Genomic DNA, 20,693 nt, shown 5'->3' with positions numbered 1-20,693 from the left:
ACACGGCGCGTTCGACCGGGTCCAGCTCGGTGGCCACCCCTGGACCACCCCATCCTCGCCGTACGGCCCGTGCATCACGGGAAACACGACATCGAGCCGCTCGATGACCACCCCCGGAGACGCGGACGAGACAAGTCGACCGCCGTGCCGGAGCTCGACCCGGACACCCTCGACGGACAGCCGGTCCCCGATCGCCGGCCCCTCCGCCCGCCCGGCCACAGCCTCCTCAACCACACGGGCCGGGGGCAGCCTCCAGTGCCCATCCCTGCCCACCCCGACCGCGACGGGACGGAACCGGCTGCCACGCAGCCCCCGCATCACAGCCAGCGCCGAAGCGGCCGACACCTCATGCTCCGCCGACGGCCCGCCATACACCACCCCGACACACGCCCGCCCCTCCAGCCCCATCGAAACATCTGCTAGCTGTGCCACACAATTCCTTCCATCGCGCAACTCACCGATCGAACACCGGAGAAGAGTTCGCGCATCAAGACGTGATTCCTACTCGAAAGTGACAAACGCCATCACCGCTGTGAGGTACGAAAGTTGGACCGGCGGTGCGAGTGAGACACGCATCGGCGGTCTTCCCCGGTCGCACCACGCGCCGGGGCAGACGGAGACGAGCACGAAGCGTCAGACGCCTCCGCCCTGTCCGGCGCGATCACTTCGAGCAGTTCCGTCTCCCGCAGGCTGCCCACGACGAACACCCCCGCACGCTCTTGATGCGTAGGCGTGCCCGGAGGTAAGCACCGGTCCGGCAGGGATCGCGCGGTGCAACTGCCAAGCGATCTCCGCGCGATGAGTCCCCGTTGGCTGCGTTACCGACAAACCCAACCGTGATCGGTCCATGGCTCTGGTCAACGACCGTAGCACTCGCCAAACGTAGTAGTTATCTGTTCGCCGGAGCCTAACTCCGACTACTGTGAAGTGGCAACGGATACCGGAGAATGGCAATGAATGATCATGTCTTTACCGCACAGAGGTCGGCGAAGCGACTATGCGGAAGCCACCCGTCTGGCCACCATCGAGGCCGTGCGGCTGCCCTTCTCGCGCAAGGGGTACTTCATGACCACGGTCGAGGACATGGCCAAGGAGGCGCGGGGCGTCCCGACGGCCGTGCTGAACTCAGCACTCGTCCAACAAGCCACCACCGCGCGCCGCACCAGTCCCCGACTGACGTGATCAGTCATCGCCACACACCACCGGCGACAGAGAGGTCGACGTCGCCATCCAGAGACGGGGGAACAATTGCTCAGCTCATCACCCACCGCGCCCACCCCACGCCCCGGCACGGCGGGTTCCGCGGACCGGATTCCCGTGGCGGTACACGCCCGGGACCCGATCTCCCGCGAGGGCGCGCTCAGCCAACTGCACCGGTACCCGCAGGTCGTACTCCGCAAGGCGTCCGAGTCCGGTCCCGGCGCGGTGGTCCTGCTCGTCGAGAACACACTCGACGAGGTCACACTGACCCGGCTGCGCCGGCTGGTGCGCGGCGAAGGAGCGCGGGCGGTGCTCGTCGTGGACACCCTGCGCGAGACGGAACTGCTCGAAGTGATCGAGTGCGGGGTCGGCGCCATCGTGTGGCGGCACGAGGCCACCGCCACCCGCCTGGTGCAGGCCGTGCTCGCGGCCGCCCGCGGCGAGGGCGACCTGCCCGCCGATCTGCTCGGCCGGCTCATCACCCAGGTGGGCTCGATGCACCGCGGCGCGGCCGGACGTCCCGGCGCTCCGTCCTCCGGGCTGACACCGCGCGAGGTGGACGTCCTGCGGCTGGTCGCCGAGGGGTTCGACACCCAAGAGATCGCCGGCAAGTTGCCCTTCTCCGAACGCACCGTCAAGAACGTCATCCACGGGCTGACCACCCGACTGCACCTGCGCAACCGGGCACACGCAGTGGCGTATGCCCTGCGGGAAGGCTATGTCTGACCGGACGGGCACCGAAGCCGGCCTCGCGGGCAGCAACTCTGCCCCGCCACCGTCCCCGGCGTTCCCGCGGACACGGCCGGGCCAGGAGGCAGGAATCCTGTCCGCCTGTGCCCGGCCGCTGTGTTACGGGACTGTAGAACGAGCGGCACTGGACCGTAGTGGGGGTGACGCTTGGTTTCTTGTCAGGGCAGGAGGTATCTCTCCGAGCAGATGGGTGAAAGCAGCCGCAGGATCGGCCGCGCGGCGGGGCACACAGATGGTCGCGGTAGGGGTCGACGAGGGTGGGCCGGTAGGCGGGGGCGATGCGCAGGGCCTGGGGCTCGATCCGGGTGTTTCACGAGTGGGGATGACGGTGGTCGTGGGACACGGGTTTCCGGGCTGGATGCCCGGTCACGGTTCGGACGGGACACCGATCGCATCAGCCCAGGTGTGAATCACCGCCTCGTAGCCGGTGAAGTGTCCGCGCCGGATGACGCCCGCGGGGTCGACGTGGCGTGACCCGGGACGTCCGAACTGGCGCAGCAGATCGATGACGAAGGGGCGTGCCACCGCCGTGAGCCGGGGCGACAAGCACTCTGCCAGGTTGACTGTGTGGCGAGCGGAGCCGATACCGCCGGCCCGGCGGTCTCCTGCCGGGCCGTACGCCTTGTCTGCGTGGTTCCACACCTCCATCGGCGCAGCCTGGTCGGGGTCGGCAGCGGGGATGAGGGTGACCTCGACGGCGGCTTCGCCCAGGACCGCGGCCTGACGGGCGAAGGCTGCCGTGAGGCGCAGCATCGCGATGGTGATCCACGCGACGGCACCCTCGCCGAGTGTCCAGACCTGTCTGCCGTCCCGCGGGCTGTCGCGGAGCGTTCCCACCTGAAGAGCGCCGAGCGCTGCTCCGTCCGCATGGAGCTCGCAGTAGTAGGTGCCGGCCGACCGGCCCGGAGGTCGCGGCGGCGCGAAGGTCAGCTTGTCCGCGCGGATGTCCGGTTGCTCGGACCCGATGGCAACGGGGGCGGGCCAGTCGGTGACCTGCCGCCTGACCCATCGTTGCATCGCGTCGCCGCTGTCCGCGTTGAATCCGGCCTGTGCCGGGCAGGCCGGCGCCGCACTCACCATGAGCCAGGGTGACTCGGCGCCGAGCTGCGAGGCGGCGTTCGTGACGAGTTGTTCAAGACGCTCACGCTGGCCGTTCGTCATGAGGGTGTTGTTTCCCTTGTCAGTTCCTTCAGAACAGCCTGCGCGCATCGGAGTCGGCAAGTAGTTCCGGGTCGGGCACCACGGATTTGCTGGCGACGTTGGCGAGCATCTGATGTGCCATGTGGAAGCCGAAGTCCTCGGCCGCTGCCTTCTTCCAGTGCCGTGACACGATGTTGTGGGTGGCCCACCGTGTATAGCGGGGTCGCTTCATGATGAACCGTGCGAGTTCCCAGGCGCGGTCGAGGAGTTGCTCACGGGGCAGCACATCGCTGAGGATTCCCCATTCGAGGGCCTTGTCGGCCGGGATCGACTTGGCCGCGTAGATGTAGTACGCGGCGCGCTTGGGGCCGATGAGTGCTTCGAGCGCCATGGCCTGGCCGTCTCCGGGAGGGGAGCCCAGCCAGAAGTGCGGGTCCAGGAAGTCGGCGTCGGGGGCCGCGAAGGTGACGTCGCTCATCATCGCGAACTCGGTGTGCACCCCCGGGCCGTTGACGGCTGCGATCGTCGGTATGTCGATGCTGTTGACGAAACTCTCGATGAGCTTCCAGCCGTCCATCATCCGCCGGTGGATGTGGTCGGGGGCCAGGTCGGAGGCGGGTCGGGGGTTGAGCCCCTTGGGATTGCCGGTCATCCACCTGTCACCGGTGCCGGTGATGATCAGCACTTCGTTCGCGGGATCGTTGCCGATCTCCTGCCACACACGCGGCCACACGTTGTGCGCCGCGTGGGTATGGGCATACGGGCCGTCGTTCGTGTGCAGGCGGACCTCGATGATGCCGTCCTCGCGCCTCATCCGGAAGAAGTCCGCGTACCTGGCGGAGTACTCCTCGAACGTGGGCGGCGCGAGGTAGCCCTCCCAGTGATCAGCCGGATCGAATGCCATGTGATTGCCTCCGTGCAGTGGACCGTCGCCGCTCGGTCTGCCGAGCGCGAGGACGGTGCTGAGGTGAACTCGCCGACCCCATTCCGACCTGATCCAACAAAGTACACTAGCCAGTGTGGTTTTAGGGCTACTGTACGCTGCGATCATGTCAAGGGCTATCGCGGCGGTGCAGACTCCCGGACGCCGGCGGCGGTCGGAGGACAAGAAAGCTGCGATCCTGGCAGCGGCGGAGGCACTGTTCCTGGCCGAGGGCTTCGAGCGGGCGAGCGTCGACGCCGTCGCGGCCCGAGCCCGGGTCTCGAAGCGAACGGTCTACGACCACTTCGGCGACAAGAGGACGGTCTTCCTGCGTGTGATCGAGCGGACGCACGACGCGGTGGTCGCCGCTGTTCGCGCCGCGATCGACGAGGAGCTGACGCCGGGCCGCGACCTGAGCGAGGCGTTGACGGCGTTCGGGCAGCGGGTGGTCACACAGACCGTTCCGTCCTCCGCCTATGTGACCTTTCGGCGGCTGACCGCGCAGAAGTGGTCCCTACCCCAGATGTCCGAATCCACCCGCGACCGTCCCGAACGGATGCTTGAGGAGCGCTTCGCCGCGCTGGCCGCGGACGGCGAGCTCCGAGCCGCGGATCCTGGACTGGCGGCGCGGCACTTCACCGCTCTCACGATCGGCCTCGCGCTGGACGCGCTCGATGCCCGGCGAGACGCCGAGGGGGTGGAGTCGGAGGTGCTCGCCATCATCGCTGACGGCGTCGACGCGTTCCTGCGCGCCTACCGGTGACCGTCCTCGTCGGAGACGAGGGGCACGGAGCGGACGGATCGCCCCTCCGTGTCCAGGACGCGGCCCAGCAGTTTGACGATGTTCAACACCACCGCGCGGTCCTGAATGTGCAGTGCCGGCAACTCCTGGCCCATGCGCCACTCCAGGTCGTGCACCGCGGCAGTCGATCGCAGCGACGCGTCGACGATCACGTTGAAGGGTCCCGCGACGAAGGTGGAGGCACGAACGCCCGGCAGTGAGCGGATGCGATTCTCCGCGGCTCTCAGGTCCTGGACATCCAGAGAGCCGAAGTACACCGCGGAGACGGACCGGCCCGAAAGCTGGCGGGAGATGTCGCATCGGAGGGTGACGAGTCCCGCCTGCTGCATACGCGACAGCCTGCGACGCACGGATACCGGTCCGATGCCCGCATGCTCGGCAAGCCGCTCGAACGACATCCGCCCGTCAGCGTGCAGCGCGCGAAGTATGCGGGCGTCCGGGTCCTTCAGCGGGTCAGCGGCGTGGGGCCGGAGCCCCGCCTCGGTGCGGAGGCGATGCCTCTGCTCCGGGTTCAGCGCCCCTTCGCGCCAGTGGCTGGCCTCCAGAGTCGACCGGGTGACCACATGGCTGCGGACCTTCGCGATTCCCGGGACACGCCGGGCGAGATTCAGGAGGTAGTGCGACAAGGCGTCGAGGGTGGGTGCCTGCGCCAGCACCAGCACGTCCCGGGCGCCGCTCGCCAGCTTGACCGTGGCGGCCTGCGCGTCCTGCGCGAGAGCGTGTGCGACTTCGGTCAACCGCCCCGGCGCACAGTCGACCTCCACCAACGCACACGCAGGGGTCGCGCTACCCGAAGGGTGGGCGGTGACCCACGCGGCGCCCTCGGACTCCATGCGCGCCCAGCGTCGGCTCACGGTCGCCGGGTCGGTGCCGAGTACCTTCCCGAGGCTCCGCCAGCTCGCACGCGGAGCCGATCGCACGGCGTCGACGATGGCGACGTCGAGTTCGTCAAAGGATGGAGTGGACATCTGGCATCGACACTTTCATGCAGGAATCGAGCCCTGGACAGAGATTCCATGCGATTCAGACGCTGAACTACAGGATCATCCTACCGTTTCAACGGTCACAGAGGGCGACCGAAGGGCGGGTGGGGCAGGTGGGACCGAACGACGGCGCCGCGTTGCGGATAGGCAATGTGCGGCTCATCGACGGGGTCGGCAGCGAGGCCGTGGACGATGCCGTGCTGGAGGCCGGCGCCGACGGCCGGATCACCTATGCGGGCCCGGCTGCGCGGGCCCCCCAGGGGCGCGCGGACGTCAGGACGATCGACGGCCGAGGCGGAACGCTCCTTCCCGGACTGTTCGACTGCCACACCCACCTCGGTGTCGCATCCGACCGATCGATCGTGGACGCCGCTCTTCTGACAGATCCGGTCGTGGGTGTTCTCCAGACGGCCGAACGTCTGCGTCAGACGCTGGAGGCCGGGATCACGTCGGCTCGGGACCTGGGCGGGCTTCCCGCCGGATTCCGCGACGCCGTCGCATCGGGACTCATCACGGGTCCCCGCCTGCAGACGTCGGTCAGCGTGATCAGCCACACCGGCGGACACGCCGACGACACCATGCCCGGCGGGAAGAGACTCGGCCTCGACTACTGCGAGATCGCCGACGACGTGGTGGCCGTACGGAAAGCCGCGCGGCGGATGCTGCGCGCCGGCGCCGACGTCATCAAGATCTGCACGAGCGGCGGGATCAGCAGCGCGCATGATGACCCGGACGATCAGGATCTGCTCGACGAGGAGATCACGGCGGTCGTGGACGAGGGGCGTCGCCACCGCGGACGCCCGGTCGCCGCACACGCGCAGGGGCGGGCCGGCATACTCGCCGCGATCCGCTGCGGTGTCCGCTCGGTCGAGCACGGCTTCGGCATCGACGACGAAGGATGCGATCTCATCGGCGAGAAGGGGGCCTTCCTCGTCCCGACCCTGTCGGCCGTCTTCCAGCCAATGGACCCGCGACGGACCGCGCCCTGGCGCTACCAGAAGAAGCTTCGCTGGAACGAGCGGGCCAAGGCCAACATCGCCGAAGCCATCGCCCGGAAGGTGAACATCGCGGTGGGCTCGGATGCCGGCATCACCCCGCACGGGCAGAACCCCTTCGAGCTGTCGTGCCTGGTGGAACTGGGAATGTCGCCGATCGACGCCATCCGCGCGGCGACGTCCAGCAGCGCGCGGCTTCTCGGAGTGGACGACACCCTCGGGACACTGCGACCCGGGTACGCCGCAGACCTCATTCTCTGCGCAGGTGATCCATCGCGGGACATCGGCGTGCTGTCGGCACCCGAGAACCTTGTCCTCGTCGCCCAGCAGGGCTTGATCCGCAAGCTCACACTTCCCGGATCCGGCTCGTCACAGACCGTACGTTCCGCAGAAGGACAGAGGAGCCTCCATGCCGCGCCACGCCCCTGATTCCCGTACTCAGCTCCCTCCGCGCCCTCCCTGGCACAGCCGCCCGGAGTGTTCCACAGCGACAAGGAGACGCTCATGCGGGACATGAACTCCGCCATCACCGCGGAAGAACCGGCGACTGATCTGCCCACCGGGTGGACTCGCCGGGTCGTCGGCTACGTCGCCATCCTCATCCTGGTGAACGTCATGGTCGACACCGTGATCGCCTCGCCGACCTTCGTCCTTCCGCAACTGAGCGACGCCTTCCACAGCGATCAGTTCGCCTGGATCGATTCCACCGCGATGCTGGCGGGAGCCATGTGGGCACCACTGCTCGGCAAGAGTGCCGACATCCACGGCAAACGCAAGGTCCTCGTGATCACGCTCCTCGTCGCCGGCCTCGGCGGAGTCGTGTGCCTGCTCGCGTCCAACCTGGGCGTCTTCGTCATCGGACGCGCCTTGCAGGGCACCGCGGTCGCGGCCCTCTTCCTCAGCGTCGCGATCATCCGCGACATCTGCGCGCCCACGTTCTCCATGGTCGTGACCGGCGTCGTCACCTCGGGTTCCGCTGTTTTCGGAATCGCCTCCCCCTTCATCCTGGAGATCGCGACCGACGTCTTCGGCTGGCGGTTCGTGTTCGTGGTCTCCGCGGTGTTCGCGGGCGTGGCCGCGTTCTTCGTGCGCCTGGTGATCCCGAACTCACGGATCCGGACGCCGGGCAAGGTCGACGTCGCAGGAGCGCTCACTCTCGGCAGTGGTCTCGCGGGCGTTCTCCTGTACGTCAGCCTCGGGCAGGAGTTCGGCTGGCTCGGGATCGCATCACTCGCCATCCTCATCTGCGGTGTGATCGCGCTGCTGGTCTGGTACTTCGTCCTGACCCGCATCCCGGAGCCCGTGATCGACGTCCGGGGTATCTCACTGGTCCTCGGGCTCGGCCTCCTGGTGGTCGTCATGGGGACGGGCGCCTATCGGAGCATGCTTCAGTTGTTCAGCCTGCTCATCGACGTCTCTGCCGATGAGGGCCTCGGTTACGGGATCGCCGGACCGGGGGCGCTCGGCCTGATGTTCGGCATCCCCTCCATCGGGATCATGCTCGGCGGCATCCTGGCGGGCGCGGTCGCGACCCGCGTGGGACCCGCCTGGCCTCTTGGCGCGGGCATCGTGCTCGGAACCGCCGCATCGTTGGTGATGCTCCTGAGCGGCACCGGTAGCCTTCCGATCGCAGTGGTCTGTTCGTTCCTGCTGAGCCTCACCGCGGGCTCGCTGGTCACCTCCGGGTTCAACCTCGCATCGATCCTCGCACCGCCCGAGAGACAGGGCACCGTCGCCAGCATGGTCATGGTCATGGTCGCCATCGGTTCGGTGACGATGAGCTTCGTCGGATCGGCGATCCTCGGAGCCACGAGCACCGTCGTCCACGGAGACACGGTCAACTCGTCAACCGGCGTGCACACATACATCGCTGTCGCGGCCTGCGTGTTCGTCCTCGCAGCCATCCCGACGGCCCTCCTGGTGCGCAGGATGCGCAACCGCGTCGTATCGAACGTCCCCACCGTCACGTCACACACAACAGGAGGAGGAGCATGAAAGACCTCGCACCGGCAACCCCCTCACAGGCGCGGCACCCGTACAGTCCCGTGCGCGCGACGGAGAGCGGACTCGTCTACATCTCGGGGCAGTTGGGAATCGACGACGGGAAGGTCGTGGAGGGGGGCGTCGTCCACCAGGCACGCCAGGCCCTGGTGAACCTGGAGAACAAGCTCGCGTCGGTGGGACTGGAACTGCGTCACCTCGTGAAGGTGACGGTCTATCTGGTCTCGATGGACGACCGCAACACCGTGGACGCCGTCTACGAGCAAGCCCTTCCCGAGCCGCTGCCCGCACGCACGTGCGTCGCCGTGGCGGAACTGCCCTACCGGGCACGGGTCGAGTTCGACGCCATCGCCGTGCGAGATGAAGCCTGATCCCGCGGTGACGATCGGCGACGTCGTCGCGGCGCGCGCACGGATCGGCGGGGAGGTGGTGCGGACACCGCTCCTGCCCGCCTCCTGGGCGCCGGGGGATCTCTGGCTGAAGGCCGAGAACCTCCAGCCGATCGGAGCCTTCAAACTACGCGGAGCCGTGAACGCGATCGGGCGGCTCGACCCAGAGGCGCGGGCACGTGGCGTGGTCACGCATTCAAGCGGCAATCACGGCCAGGCGGTCGCGTGGGCCGCACGCGCGGCAGGCATACCCGCCGTCATCGTCATGCCCGCTACAGCCATGACCGTCAAGGTGGAAGCCGCCAGAGCCATGGGCGCCGAGATCGTCATGACACCCGTCGCCCGACGAGAAGCCGTGGCCGACACCATCAAGGCGGAGCGGGGCATGACGTTGATCCCGCCCTTCGACCACATCGACGTGATCTCCGGTCAGGGGACCCTCGCCATCGAGATACTGGACGAACTCGACAACATCGACACGGTGCTCGTGCCCATCGGCGGCGGCGGGCTGATCTCGGGCGTGGGAGTCGCGGTGACGTCACTGTCCCCGCGAACCCGCGTGGTCGGTGTGGAGCCCGCACTGGCCGCGGACGCGCGGGACTCACTCGCGAGCGGGCACCGGGTCGAGTGGGACGCAGAGTCGACCCAACGCACGATCGCCGACGGCACGCGAACGCCCGTCGTGGGCAAGATCACGTTCCCTCTCATCCAGGCAACGGTCGATGACATCGTCACGGTGAGCGAGGAGGAAATCCTCTCCGCGGTGGCAGCCCTGGCTCGCCGTGCCCATCTCGTCGCCGAACCCAGCGGCGCCCTCAGCGTCGCCGCCCATCTCGCCGATCCGGGGAGATACGGGCGGGCGGTCGCCGTCCTGTCGGGCGGCAACATCGACCCGGCCGTCCTCGCTCGCGCCCTCACCCTTCCTTCCTGAACGGAGCCACACACATGACATACGCGGAAGCCGTCGCCGACGGCATCTGGGCGGCCGGCGCCGCACGGGTCGGATACATCCCCTCCGTGACCGTGGCGCCCGTCATCAACTCGCTGGTCGCCTCCGACGGCGGGGCGGACGGCGTCTCGCCGCGCGTCTCGCCGCTCTCCCGGGAAGAAGAGGCGATCGGCGTGATAGGAGCCGTCGCCTTCACCGGCCGGCTCGGCGCCGTCGTCATGCAGGACAACGGGTTCGGCAACGCCCTGACGGCGCTCACGACGTTCACCCTGTCCTACCACCTGCCACTGCTGGTCTTCGCCAACACCCGCGGCGGCCTCGGCGAGTACAACTCGATGATCCACTCCATCAGTGGGCCCGTACCCGTCCTGCTGCGCGCCGCCGGACTCGCCGTCGTCGAGCTGGACCGCCGCAGCAGCGCCGGGGACTGGCGCGACACCGTGGCGGAGGCCGGGGCGCACACGGCGATGACGTACCGGCCCGTGGTGGTCCTCGGGTCGTTCTGGAACACCGACGGAAGGGTCGCCTGATGAAGCGGATCGAAGCACTCCAAGCCCTCGCCGACCTGACGAGCGGGCATCCCGTCGTGGTCACCTGCGCGGCGACGAGCCGCGAGCTGGCGTCCGTGAAGGACAGCGACAATCATCTCTACCTCCTCGACGCGATGGGCCTCGCAGGATCGGTGGCGACCGGACTGGCGCTCAGCACGGATCGCCGCGCACCGAAGGTCGTCGGCATCGAGGGGGACGGCTCCCTGTTCATGAACCCCAACGTCCTCCCCACGGGCGGATACCTCGCACCCGGCAACCTGCTCCTCGTCCTCCTCGACAACGGGGTGTACGGGTCGACCGGTGCGCTGCCGACCTACTCGTCACGGATCGACCTCGAACGGCTGGCGGCCGCCGCGGGGTGGACGACACGCTCCGCCGACACCGTCGACGGTCTGAGATCCGCCTTCGTGGAACTGCTCACCGTGAGGGAACCGGCGTTCCTGTACGCCCGTATCGAGGCCGGGAACGCGCGGGACATCGAGAAACTGCTGATCGACCCGGTCGCGCTCACCGGTCGGTTCACCCGCTGGCTCCGTGAGGTGCACGCCGTCGCGGAGGCCGCGGCGTGACGCGCGCGCACACCGGCATCGTCACGGTCGACCCCACGTCGGGCGACGAGCTGCGCCGCTACCCGTACACGACTTCGCAGGGCATCGACCGGGTACTCACCCTCGCCGCGGGCTCACCGTGGCCGCGGTCACGTGTGGAGGAGCGCGTCGCGGCGATCGGACGGCTCGGCGACGTCCTGATGGAACGGCGGGAGCCGCTCGCGGCACTCATCACGCTGGAGATGGGGAAGCCGATCGGGCAGGCGCGAGCCGAGATCGACAAGTGCGTCACCACGTGCCGTTACTACGCGGGGGAACTGCCCGAGATCCTGCGGCCGGAGACCTTCGACATCGACGGCGACACTGCGATCGTCCGAGTCGTGCCGCTCGGGGTGGTGTTCGCGATCCTCCCTTGGAACTATCCGTGGTGGCAGGTGATCCGGGCGCTGCTTCCGGCGATCGCGGCCGGCAACACCATCGTCCTCAAGCACGCGGAGTCCGTCACCGGAAGTGCCATGGTGATCGAGGATGTGTTCCGGGACACGTTCGGTGCGAGCGTCCTGCAGACCGTCGTCGTCGACCCCCCGACGACGGCGGGCATCATCGACGACAGCCGGGTCGCCGCCGTCACCTTCACGGGCAGCGATCGCGTGGGCGCCCTCGTCGCCGCGCGCGCGGGGGCGGCGCTCAAGAAGTGCCTCCTGGAACTCGGCGGATCGGATCCGTTCATCGTCCTTGCCGACGCCGACATCCCCGCCGCGGCCGCCGCCGCGGTGCAATCCCGATTCCTCAACAACGGACAGAGCTGTATCGCGGCCAAGCGGATTCTCGTCCACCGCGATGCGCACGACGCGTTCGTGGACGCACTGGTACCGCATGTCCAGGCGCTGACCGTCGGCGACCCGGCGGACGAGACGACCGACATAGGGCCCCTCGCCCGCCACGACCTGCGCGACACCCTGCGCGAACAACGCGCCCACGCCCTGGCGGCCGGAGGACGGGTGATCGCCCAGGCCGATGCGCCCGAGTCCGCCCGCGGGGCCTGGTTCTCACCCTCGATCATCGAGGTGGACGGGCACGACTCGGTTCTCCTCTCCCACGAGACGTTCGGCCCGCTCGGCGCGCTCACAACCGGTGCGGACGACGACGCACTCATCGCCCTCGCGAACTCCTCACGCTATGGACTGGGCAGCAGCCTGTGGAGCACGGACCGCGACCACGCCGCAGCCCTGAGCGCCAGGATCCACGCCGGAGCCGTCTTCGTGAACACGATCTCCTCGACCGATCCGCGCCTCCCCGCCGGCGGCATCAAAGCCAGCGGCTACGGACGCGAACTCGGAAAATGGGGGGTCCACGAACTGGCCAACCTCCAGACCCTCCGCATCCGCTGTAACCTTCACGCAGGGCATGCGCCACGGCGTGTGCCGCCCTCGACACACCGAACTCACCCTCCCGTACCGCAACGGCCGCGTCGAAGGCGGCCAAGCGGATGATGACCTCGATCAGCTGGGAGTGCCTCATCTCGTCGTAGGTCCCGTGGTTCATTTCGCTTAGTCTCCCTGTTTCGGTCGGTTGTGTTGGGCCCGACTGGTCGCAATGGCCGGGGCTGTCGGCTGTTTCCCGTCCGGAGGGCGTGGTTCGGGCCCGGTGCGTGGTCGGGTGTTCCAGGTCCTCATGCAGTGGGCGGTCGGGGACGCATCCGCTGGTCAGGTGGGTGGTCTCGGCAGGGCCGCGAGGCAGGCGAATGCGTTCGCCGGTTCGTGTCGCCATGGCCGGGTGGCGGCGATCCGCGGGTGGAGGCGGCGGCCTCCGCGGGTGAGTCGGGCGGCTGTGTGCAGGAGCCGGTAGCGGAGCTTCTTGGGCTCGGCATCGGCGAGTTCGCCGTGCAGGAGCGGATCCCCTGCCGTGGGGAGTGTCGGTGGGGAAGACCTGGTGGCGCATGCCTTCATCGAGGTCGAACACAAAGCCGGGCACCGGGGGTGCGGTCGCTCGCGGCGGGCGGTGATCCGGGTGCGGTCGGGATATCCGGTCGGGTCGGCCATGCCGGTCGGCTCGGCGACCCCGGCCATGCCGCGTATGGAGCCGTCCTGTTCCAGCGCCGGATGCCAGACCTGCCGGGGCAGGGCCCGGATCGCTCGGCGGACCGGTTCGGTGACGGGGTGTCCGACGGAGACACCCGTCCGGATGCCCTGCCGGCGCAGGTTGCGCAGGTGGGTCAGGAACGCTCTGGCGCCACCTGCGTGTCGGTGCGGATGAGGATGTCGTTGCCGTGGCGGTGGGCATCGGGGATTGGTGCGAGCGCGGTGTCCAGGACGGTGATGCGGTCGCTCGCCGTGTTCGCGCCGGCGTTGCCCGGCCGCAGCAGGCCGGCCAGAGCCTCGCCGGTGCTGTAGCTCGAAGAGTTCCTTGGGTGGGGACCCGATGACACGGGTGGTGCTGCGGGTGCACTGGGTGCGTGCCGTGCAGGGTTCGCACTGATGCTTGGAGAACTTCACCACGATCACGGGGGCGGCGGTCTCGGAGGAGGTCGGGTAGGGGCCGTGCCGGCTTCGGCTGATCTCCCCGCGGGGGCATGTGACGCTGCGGTTCTCGAAGTCGATGTCGAATGCGTTGCGGCTGAACCCGGCGTCCTGCTGATACTGGCGGATGCCGCCGGAACGGAGCGGGCCGACCAGGTCGATCCCGTGATCACGGGCGGCCCGGTCCACCAGGACGACGGAGACGTATCCGCTGTCGACCAGGCGCCAAGCGGTCGCGGAAGTCGCCAAGAACACTGTGGTGGGAACCCGGTTCGTCCAGTTCCAGGGCCAACGCGTACTTGAAGTCGATCCCGCAGCACACGGCCTCGGCGGCCTGCCGGTCGGACAGGCCGAGCAAGAACTGCAACAGCAGACAGTGGCCAGCCGGGCAGGTGACAGGCGCGGACGCCCGTCACGCGGATACCACTCGGCGAAGTCCTCGTCGCACCACAGCCCATCCAGCCTGTCCCCCACCCACATCGCAGTCGTACCGCCCGGGTTACCCGCCCGCGCGATCTGCACGGCCAGAGAAGGGACTTGCTCACCGGAACGAGGACGGAGCGACAACGGACACCTCGACACCGCATCGGTCTTCGGAACAGCTCCGAGCATGCCCGTTCGTCAAGCTGCCGCACCGGGAAACTCCAAGATCCCCGACAGAGTCAAGTTCAGTGCCTGTTTCCGAACCCTTCGGCGCAATATGGCTGGGAGAAGGTCCCGCGGTTGTCGGTGATCCGTCCGGTAGGTATTGCTTCGATGTGTCAGGGTGGCTGATCATCGGTGTATGAGACCGATCATTGATCCGTTGGACGTTGGCGACGCTGCCCTTGTTGTTCGTACCGACTACTCGGACGACGCTGCGTGGCGTGCTGTCGTAGCGCTGCTCGATTCGCAGCAAGATGCTGACGTTTGGGACAGCTACGTAGTTGACGAGCCGTCCTGGGCCGGCGCGAGCGTGGAGGATGTCCTCGCCGCGGCGCCGACGTCCGAAGATGTCGTGTTCATCGCGGACTCGATGACCATGCGGAGCCCCTGCCCCTTCCTGGCCGTGTCCACCGTGACCCGTGAGGACTGTGAGGATGACGAGGAATACGAGTATGAGCTGGAGTACGGACGGGAGTTTCGCGTGTTGCCCGACGGACTCATCGACGTAAGCGTCAATCTGGCCATCGCGAACATGGATTTCCATGAGTTTGCCGCGACGGCGCAGAACGACCCTGACGGCTGGTACCGAAGGCTGGATGCGGCGCGGCAGGCGGACTGACCTGCGGCTGCGCAGTGGGACGGATGGACACCCTGCGATGGACGCGTTCTGCGCCGGGGCGAGACCTCCGCGACATGCCGACCGTTCGGCGCACGAACAGCCTTGACGAGTAAAGAGGCGACCTGGGGGCCGACTCGAGGGCCGGGGAACTCTTGGCGGAGGTGCCGACCGGCACCTCAGGAGTAGGCAGTCGCATGGCGATCCCCGCGATACCGGCTGTCCGCTTCTGCGGGAGGTTCAGCGGGGGGCTCGCCTGGTCAGCATGAGGATGATGGCTGCCCAGGTGATCAGTGTCTCGGAGTGCTGGAGGAGCCGTGTCGGGTAGCAGGGACACATTGCTGCGTCCCCGCCCCCCGAACGCCCGGAACTCTGGGCGGCGAGGGGTGCGTGATGGGGCAGGGGCTTTACCGAGCACTGCCAACGGTCCTTTTCGAACCAGTCTCCCTGGACGCCGTGGGGACATGGTGGTGCGAGACCGCCCCGAGGTCGGAGAGGCTGCGGGGCAGGGAGGGCGTGACCTATTTCGTGCCCACGGTGGTGCGGGCCGGAGCCGGGCGGAGTGCCACACCAGCGGAAATGAAGTCCTTGACGCACGCCACTCCCCCGCACGGGTCCACGGCCTGGGCGGACCTCACAGCCGGAACGCGTGCGAGAGGGCGCAGTGCCGTGCAGGTACCCGGATCGATCGTCTTGGTGGAGAAGACCACCGGAAAGTGATCAGAGTTCTCTGTCACAGCGGTCTTGCCGCGGTACTCGATCCGGGCCGCCTTGTAGTCGGTGGGCGCTCCCTTCGCGACCATGTAGTCGAGTACCGCGCTGGATCCGGCCTTGTGGTACGTAGGTTCAGTCTGGTGAATGATTCCCCCGCCTGGTCTCCGGAACTGTAAAATCGTACGGCTCTGTTCCGTAATCGGCGGTGACGACGCCGTGCCGACGGGGAAGATGCACGGGTATCACGTTCGGACAGTGGCAGATTTGCCGGTGGACTGCTGCGCTGCCAGCGGCAGACCCTCCGCGAGCAAGTCCCCGCGCATCGGGCAGGGCAGAGGAACATTCCGGGTCCGGGCGATGACCCGGATCACCTCGCCGTTGTCCGTTACATCATCGATGACCAGCGCCGAAAGCCCTCAAAACACCGTCGCCGCAGGAAAGTTGACGTCGCGCATACAATCTCAACCGCCCGTGTCCTGCCGTCACCACCGACTACGGCACTCGCCCTGAACCCGGCGCACCCTTGAGGGCCCAGGGGCTGACGTCCGGGTCGTCAAGATTGATCGGATCGGCAGGGTGTCTGCCGGGACCGCGTCGTCGGTGCGGTGCAGCAGTGTTCTGAAGCGCTTCTCCGCAGCCATGGTGTGGCAGTGACTGATCACGTCGGCTGGGGACTGGTGCGGAGCGCGGTGGTGGCTTGCTGGACGAGCCATCGTTCGGCCTGGTCGCAGGACCATCCGTTGTCATCCACCAGGGTGGAGTATCCGGTGTAGCCGAAGTAGAACCACATGATGTCTGTCGCTTGTTGCGCCGTCATGTCCGGGTGCATGCCTCCGATTTTGCGCAGGTGTGCTGCGACATCGGCGATGGCGTCGCGATAGCGCTCGGTTCCGGTGGCGAGTCCTTCGCTGACGGCCTCGTTGTGGGGTGCTGTCGTGAGCACCACGCGCATGATGTCGCCGTAGCTCTCGCGCATGGACCTCACCACGGTGGCGGTCTGCCGCAGCAGCTCGTCCGGGTCGGTGAACGCGTCGAGCTTGTCCATCGATTCGGCGACGATGGGGGCCTGGCTCCAGATGTCCACCAAGGTGAGGATCAGTCCCTGTTTGCCTCCACTGACGGCATACACCGTCGTCGGGGCGACCCGCGCCTCCTTGGCGATGTCCTCGACCGTGGTCATGAAGTAACCCTTGCGCGAGAAGAGCATCCGCGCGGCATCGACGATGGCCAGCCGGGTCGCTTCCGCATAGTCGCTTCGCCGGCTTCCGGGAGGTACAGGCATGATCGTTCCTTTTGCGCCGTCGGGTATCTGTTGCCACTCCACAGTAGCCGGAGTCAGGCTCCGGTGATCATATAGTTTCTCCTTTCAGCGGGTGCTACGGTCGCTGACCAGAGCCATGAACCGATCACGGGAGGGTATTTCGTGACGCAGCCAACGGGGAGTCAGTACGCGGAGGTCGTCGCGCAGTTGCGCCGTGCGGTCACCACAGGACAGGTGGTGACCTCCGGACCCGTCTACGACGCGAGTTGTGCGCTGTGGAACGGAGCTGTCATGCATCGGCCGGCCGTGGTCCTGAGGTGCACAGAGCCGGGCGATGTTCAAGCGGGCGTCCGAGTCGCCCGTGACCTCGGCATTCCATTGTCCGTACGGGCGGGTGGGCACGGCTGGACGGGGTCCGCGCTGGCCGACGGCGGGTTGACCATCGATATGAGTTCGCTGCGGCGGGTGACGGTCGACGCCGGGGCGGCAGTTGCGGATCTCGAAGGAGGAGCCACCGCCGGCGATCTGGTCCGCGCGGCACATTCCCACGGTCTGGTCGCAGTGACCGGAACCGTCGACAGCGTGGGAATGGTGGGCCTGAGCCTGGGCGGTGGCTACGGCCCGCTCACCGGTCGCTTCGGCCTCGCGGTCGACAATGTGCTCTCCGTCGACGTCGTCCTCGCCGACGGCTCGCTGATCACCACGGACGCCGAGCACGAGCCGGAGCTGTTCTGGGCGCTGCGCGGTGGTGGTGGCAACTTCGGCGTGGTGACCTCGATGCGGGTGAAGCTGCACACCGTGCCCACGATCCTCAGCGGCGTGATCATGTTCCCCTGGGCCCAGGCCGCCTCGGTCCTGACAGCCCTGGAGGAACCTGTTCTGCGCGGACCTGACGAGTTGACCGTGCAGTGCGGCGCCCTCACAGGTCCCACCGGGGAAACCGTGGTGTTCGTCGCTCCCACCTGGTGCGGCGAGGCGGCGGAAGGCGAGCGCGCCATGGAGGCGCTGACCAAACTCGGGGACCCACTCCTCGCCCGGATCGCCCCCACCACGGTCGCGGACATGCTCCAGCAGAACGGCACCATGTTCCCGGCCGGACGGCACGTCGAAATCCGCCCCAGGACAGTGCCCGGCTTCACGCCCGGGACAATCGACGCGCTCATCGCCGGCGGGGAGTCGATGACGTCGCCTCTGTCGGCCATCTCCCTGCACAGCCTGCACGGTGCGGCCACCCGGGTCCCCGTCGAGAACACCGCCTACGGCATCCGCACCCCGCACCTCCTCATCGAGAACATCGCCCAGTGGGAACCGGGCGACAGCCGCGAAACGCAGCACCGCGCCTGGGCCCGCCACCTCTCGGACTCCCTCGCCGGCGACGCCCTGCCAGGCGGATACGCCAACCTGCTGGGCCCGGACGAGACCGACCAGATCTCCCACGCCTACGGACCCAACCGCGACCGCCTGCTCACCGCGAAACACAGGTTCGACCCCGACAATGTCTTCTCCGCCACACCCCTCCCCCCGGAACACCCCGAGCCCTGACACCGCAGCCATGACACCGAAGCCGTGGCGACGGACCGGCCGAGCCCGCGCGGCACTCGTGGAGCAGGCAGCCCGTGGGGACGGACGCATAGTCCGGGCGTGGCCCGCAGGGCTGCGCCGCGGATCCAGCGGCCGTGGCGGCCCGGCCCGGTGCCAAGTGCCCGCAGTGCGAGCAGGTCCACCGCGGCCTCGCCCGGTGCCGCGAGCCGGACCGGCCACCCGCGCCCGTACGAGCGCCGCTGAATCCGCTGGCGTGCCGAAGGACTCTCCGACGCCGAAGGGAAGCGGCGCCGCCATCGGCCACTTGCCTGTTGACCCGGTTGTCGGGGCCTGGGACGAGGGGTCGGGCGAAGAGGGTCCAGGCGAAACAGCGCTACAGGAACGGCAGTTGATGACGGAGACGACACGCACCATGAGACTGGTACTGAACGACGGGCAACTCGCGGGGGCCGGCCCCTTGTGTGTTTCGCAGTCGGCATGTGGGGCCTTCCGTGGCCCGGTTGCCTCAGCCGGGGACCGCCGCGCCGGGCCACACGACGGACAGGGGCGGCGATGAGCCGGGTGCTCTATGGCGAACGGTCGGGGAAACTGCTGCCACGGATCGTGGAGCTGACCGAGGACCGACTGCGGGTGGGCTCCAGGACCACCCCCTTGCACGAGCTGAACCTCGGCGCCATGGCCGATGCATACCTGCGGGGCAGCTGGCTCGGCGGCGGCGGAACGGAGCGCCCGCTGCAGCAACTGGCGGACGGGCCAGGGATCGTGCCGGTCACCCGTGTCACCGGCACCTCGACACCGGTGGCAGTGAGGCATGCCGCCGCGTTCGCCCACCGGCTGGGGGAGTTCGCGGTCCGATGGTGCGGCGGGCCCGAACAGGTGACCGCCCTGTCCGTCCGGGCACAGGCCGAGGGGGTGCCGCTGTGGATCGCGCGGCGGTTCGCGCCGGGACCCGTCGGGCCAATCGCCGTCGCCGTGGACCGGCGCCTGGTGCGCGTGGACGTATGGGGGCCGCACGCTCCCCCTGTACGCCTCCGGGCGCCGTACGGCTTCTACCTCGACACCCTCGAACCGTCCGGGGGCCTGCATCTGACCGTCGCCGACATGACGGCTGAGGTCAATTTCGAGAAGAAGCTGCGCAAGTCCAGGAGCGTCGTGGAGGTACGGATCCCGGATCGGCACTGGGTCCTGCGGCGGGCGAACCCGGTGAGTTCGCGGCTGCTGTGCAACGACCGGCGCGTCGCCCTGCTGTCACGCCCACCACGCCGACTCGCATCGGGGCCGCACCCGGTGCTGCTGCCGCTGGCTCCCGTGCACTACGAGGACGCCGACCCGCTGGATGCTGTCATGGCACAGGTATTCGCCGCTTCCTTCGGGCTCGGGAACACCACGGGCTCGGCACGGTTCCGTGCGGAGCGGGGGCGCCCCGTGTACAAGGGCGAGCCGGCCGCCCGCGACGAAGCATGGCCCCTCCCCTGGTTCAGCAATCTCGGCAGGGGGCGTGAGGACAACGAGCGTGGCGCCGGCGACGGCTGGGGTGCGGACGGCGGCGACAGCGGGAGTGGCGACGGCGGAAGTGGCGACGGCGGGGGCGAGTAGCCGGCGGAGGACCTCGGCGGCGTCCTCCGCCCAGACGCGCGTGCCAGTCATCTCCTCACGTGAACCCATCACCCGGATATCAGGAAGTGGATCAGACTCCATGGACAGTCGTGACGGTTCCTCCCTGCGGTACGCGACGCTCGGCCCCGTCACGGTGCTGCGCGGCGACACCCCGATCGACCTGGGGCCCCGGCAACGGCGGATACTGCTGACCCGTCTCCTGATCGAGGACGGCCATCCGGTCTCCCTCGCCGCTCTCTGCCGCGATCTGTGGGAGGGCGACCAACCGAAGGCCGCTGTGTCATCGGTACGCGCACACATCAGCCGACTCCGGTCGGTCCTCGACCCGGGGCGACAGGGTCACTCGGAGCTGCTGGTCAGCGGCCCGGTGGGCTACGCCCTGCGGGTCCCCCGCGAAGCGCGGGACACCGCTGTCTTCGAGCGCTCCGTGACCGGAGCGCACGCCGCGCTGCGGCAGGTGCACCTGGACCGCGCCCGGCAGCTGCTCGACCGGGCGCTGCGCCTGTGGCGCGGCCCGGCCCTCGGCGAGGCCGCCGACCACGCCTTCGC

20 protein-coding genes and 2 pseudogenes are annotated in these 20,693 nt (G+C 68.4%); 14 read left to right on the top strand and 8 right to left on the bottom strand.

Going from position 1 to position 20,693, the window contains the following annotated elements; all coding sequences use genetic code 11:
- Positions 1-432: pseudogene (locus ACWF94_RS09295) on the bottom strand (hypothetical protein); the annotation flags it as partial.
- A 531-nt stretch (positions 433-963) separates the two neighbouring features.
- On the opposite strand from ACWF94_RS09295, the gene ACWF94_RS09290 reads away from it, so the two are divergent.
- Positions 964-1,182, top strand: a complete 219-nt coding sequence (locus tag ACWF94_RS09290) for a hypothetical protein (protein WP_453486245.1) — start codon at positions 964-966, stop codon at positions 1,180-1,182.
- A gap of 66 nt (positions 1,183-1,248) precedes the next feature.
- Positions 1,249-1,926, top strand: coding sequence for a response regulator transcription factor (locus tag ACWF94_RS09285; RefSeq protein ID WP_453486244.1), 678 nt, complete (start codon positions 1,249-1,251; stop codon positions 1,924-1,926).
- Positions 1,927-2,316: 390 nt separating this feature from the next.
- On the opposite strand, the gene ACWF94_RS09280 is transcribed toward ACWF94_RS09285, so the two are convergent.
- Both ACWF94_RS09280 and ACWF94_RS09275 read right to left on the bottom strand, forming a co-directional pair.
- A complete protein-coding gene (locus ACWF94_RS09280) occupies positions 2,317-3,111 on the bottom strand; it encodes a hypothetical protein (RefSeq protein WP_453486242.1) in 795 nt (264 codons plus the stop codon).
- A 28-nt stretch (positions 3,112-3,139) separates the two neighbouring features.
- On the bottom strand, positions 3,140-3,994 hold the full coding sequence (locus ACWF94_RS09275) for an enoyl-CoA hydratase/isomerase family protein (protein WP_453486240.1): 855 nt from the start codon (positions 3,992-3,994) through the stop codon (positions 3,140-3,142).
- A gap of 145 nt (positions 3,995-4,139) precedes the next feature.
- Here ACWF94_RS09275 and ACWF94_RS09270 point away from each other — a divergent pair, with 145 nt between their 5' ends.
- The gene (locus ACWF94_RS09270) at positions 4,140-4,775 is read left to right on the top strand and encodes a TetR/AcrR family transcriptional regulator (protein ID WP_453486238.1); all 636 of its coding nucleotides are present in this window, start codon (positions 4,140-4,142) and stop codon (positions 4,773-4,775) included.
- On the opposite strand, the gene ACWF94_RS09265 is transcribed toward ACWF94_RS09270, so the two are convergent.
- Complete coding sequence (locus ACWF94_RS09265; RefSeq protein ID WP_453486237.1) at positions 4,766-5,782, bottom strand: Lrp/AsnC family transcriptional regulator; 1,017 nt, start codon at positions 5,780-5,782, stop codon at positions 4,766-4,768. The genes ACWF94_RS09270 and ACWF94_RS09265 overlap by 10 nt on opposite strands.
- 128 nt (positions 5,783-5,910) lie before the next feature.
- On the opposite strand from ACWF94_RS09265, the gene ACWF94_RS09260 reads away from it, so the two are divergent.
- The 7 genes from ACWF94_RS09260 (at position 5,911) to ACWF94_RS09230 (ending at position 12,723) form a co-directional block, all read left to right on the top strand.
- On the top strand, positions 5,911-7,221 hold the full coding sequence (locus ACWF94_RS09260; RefSeq protein WP_453486235.1) for an amidohydrolase family protein: 1,311 nt from the start codon (positions 5,911-5,913) through the stop codon (positions 7,219-7,221).
- Between the two features lie 75 nt (positions 7,222-7,296).
- The gene (locus tag ACWF94_RS09255) at positions 7,297-8,787 is read left to right on the top strand and encodes an MFS transporter (protein WP_453486233.1); all 1,491 of its coding nucleotides are present in this window, start codon (positions 7,297-7,299) and stop codon (positions 8,785-8,787) included.
- A complete protein-coding gene (locus ACWF94_RS09250; protein WP_453486232.1) occupies positions 8,784-9,164 on the top strand; it encodes a RidA family protein in 381 nt (126 codons plus the stop codon). Before ACWF94_RS09255 ends, ACWF94_RS09250 begins: the two co-directional genes overlap by 4 nt.
- Positions 9,154-10,113: a threonine ammonia-lyase gene (locus tag ACWF94_RS09245; protein WP_453486230.1), complete on the top strand. Its 960-nt coding sequence runs from the start codon at positions 9,154-9,156 to the stop codon at positions 10,111-10,113. Before ACWF94_RS09250 ends, ACWF94_RS09245 begins: the two co-directional genes overlap by 11 nt.
- A gap of 14 nt (positions 10,114-10,127) precedes the next feature.
- Complete coding sequence (locus ACWF94_RS09240; RefSeq protein ID WP_453486228.1) at positions 10,128-10,661, top strand: hypothetical protein; 534 nt, start codon at positions 10,128-10,130, stop codon at positions 10,659-10,661.
- Positions 10,661-11,251 carry a thiamine pyrophosphate-dependent enzyme gene (locus tag ACWF94_RS09235; protein ID WP_453486226.1) on the top strand — a complete coding sequence of 197 codons (591 nt, stop codon included), beginning with the start codon at positions 10,661-10,663 and terminating at the stop codon, positions 11,249-11,251. The genes ACWF94_RS09240 and ACWF94_RS09235 overlap by 1 nt, the downstream gene beginning before the upstream one ends.
- Positions 11,248-12,723, top strand: a complete 1,476-nt coding sequence (locus tag ACWF94_RS09230; RefSeq protein WP_453486225.1) for an aldehyde dehydrogenase family protein — start codon at positions 11,248-11,250, stop codon at positions 12,721-12,723. The genes ACWF94_RS09235 and ACWF94_RS09230 overlap by 4 nt, the downstream gene beginning before the upstream one ends.
- A 213-nt stretch (positions 12,724-12,936) precedes the next feature.
- Here the strand turns inward: ACWF94_RS09230 and ACWF94_RS09225 are convergent, their stop codons facing one another.
- Both ACWF94_RS09225 and ACWF94_RS09220 read right to left on the bottom strand, forming a co-directional pair.
- The gene (locus tag ACWF94_RS09225; RefSeq protein WP_453486223.1) at positions 12,937-13,998 is read right to left on the bottom strand and encodes a hypothetical protein; all 1,062 of its coding nucleotides are present in this window, start codon (positions 13,996-13,998) and stop codon (positions 12,937-12,939) included.
- A 25-nt stretch (positions 13,999-14,023) separates the two neighbouring features.
- A pseudogene (locus tag ACWF94_RS09220) lies at positions 14,024-14,071 on the bottom strand (hypothetical protein); the annotation flags it as partial.
- Positions 14,072-14,533: 462 nt separating this feature from the next.
- On the opposite strand from ACWF94_RS09220, the gene ACWF94_RS09215 reads away from it, so the two are divergent.
- Positions 14,534-15,013, top strand: coding sequence for a DUF6924 domain-containing protein (locus ACWF94_RS09215; RefSeq protein ID WP_453486221.1), 480 nt, complete (start codon positions 14,534-14,536; stop codon positions 15,011-15,013).
- Positions 15,014-15,531: 518 nt separating this feature from the next.
- On the opposite strand, the gene ACWF94_RS09210 is transcribed toward ACWF94_RS09215, so the two are convergent.
- Both ACWF94_RS09210 and ACWF94_RS09205 read right to left on the bottom strand, forming a co-directional pair.
- Positions 15,532-15,813 (bottom strand): hypothetical protein, encoded by a 282-nt coding sequence (locus ACWF94_RS09210; protein ID WP_453486219.1) that lies wholly within the window; start codon positions 15,811-15,813, stop codon positions 15,532-15,534.
- A 569-nt stretch (positions 15,814-16,382) separates the two neighbouring features.
- Complete coding sequence (locus tag ACWF94_RS09205; protein WP_453486217.1) at positions 16,383-17,006, bottom strand: TetR/AcrR family transcriptional regulator; 624 nt, start codon at positions 17,004-17,006, stop codon at positions 16,383-16,385.
- A 141-nt stretch (positions 17,007-17,147) separates the two neighbouring features.
- Between ACWF94_RS09205 and ACWF94_RS09200 the strand changes: the two genes are divergently transcribed.
- From ACWF94_RS09200 to ACWF94_RS09190, 3 genes are all read left to right on the top strand, one after another.
- The gene (locus ACWF94_RS09200) at positions 17,148-18,527 is read left to right on the top strand and encodes an FAD-binding oxidoreductase (protein WP_453486215.1); all 1,380 of its coding nucleotides are present in this window, start codon (positions 17,148-17,150) and stop codon (positions 18,525-18,527) included.
- Positions 18,528-19,079: 552 nt separating this feature from the next.
- Complete coding sequence (locus tag ACWF94_RS09195; protein ID WP_453486213.1) at positions 19,080-20,123, top strand: hypothetical protein; 1,044 nt, start codon at positions 19,080-19,082, stop codon at positions 20,121-20,123.
- Positions 20,124-20,223: 100 nt separating this feature from the next.
- Positions 20,224-20,693 (top strand): AfsR/SARP family transcriptional regulator (locus tag ACWF94_RS09190; protein WP_453486211.1); only part of this gene is annotated, 470 nt, incomplete at its 3' end.

Source organism: Streptomyces sp. NPDC055078 (assembly GCF_053607985.1).
Note: the sequence above shows the minus strand (reverse complement) of the source record. Positions and strands in the feature narration are given on the sequence as shown.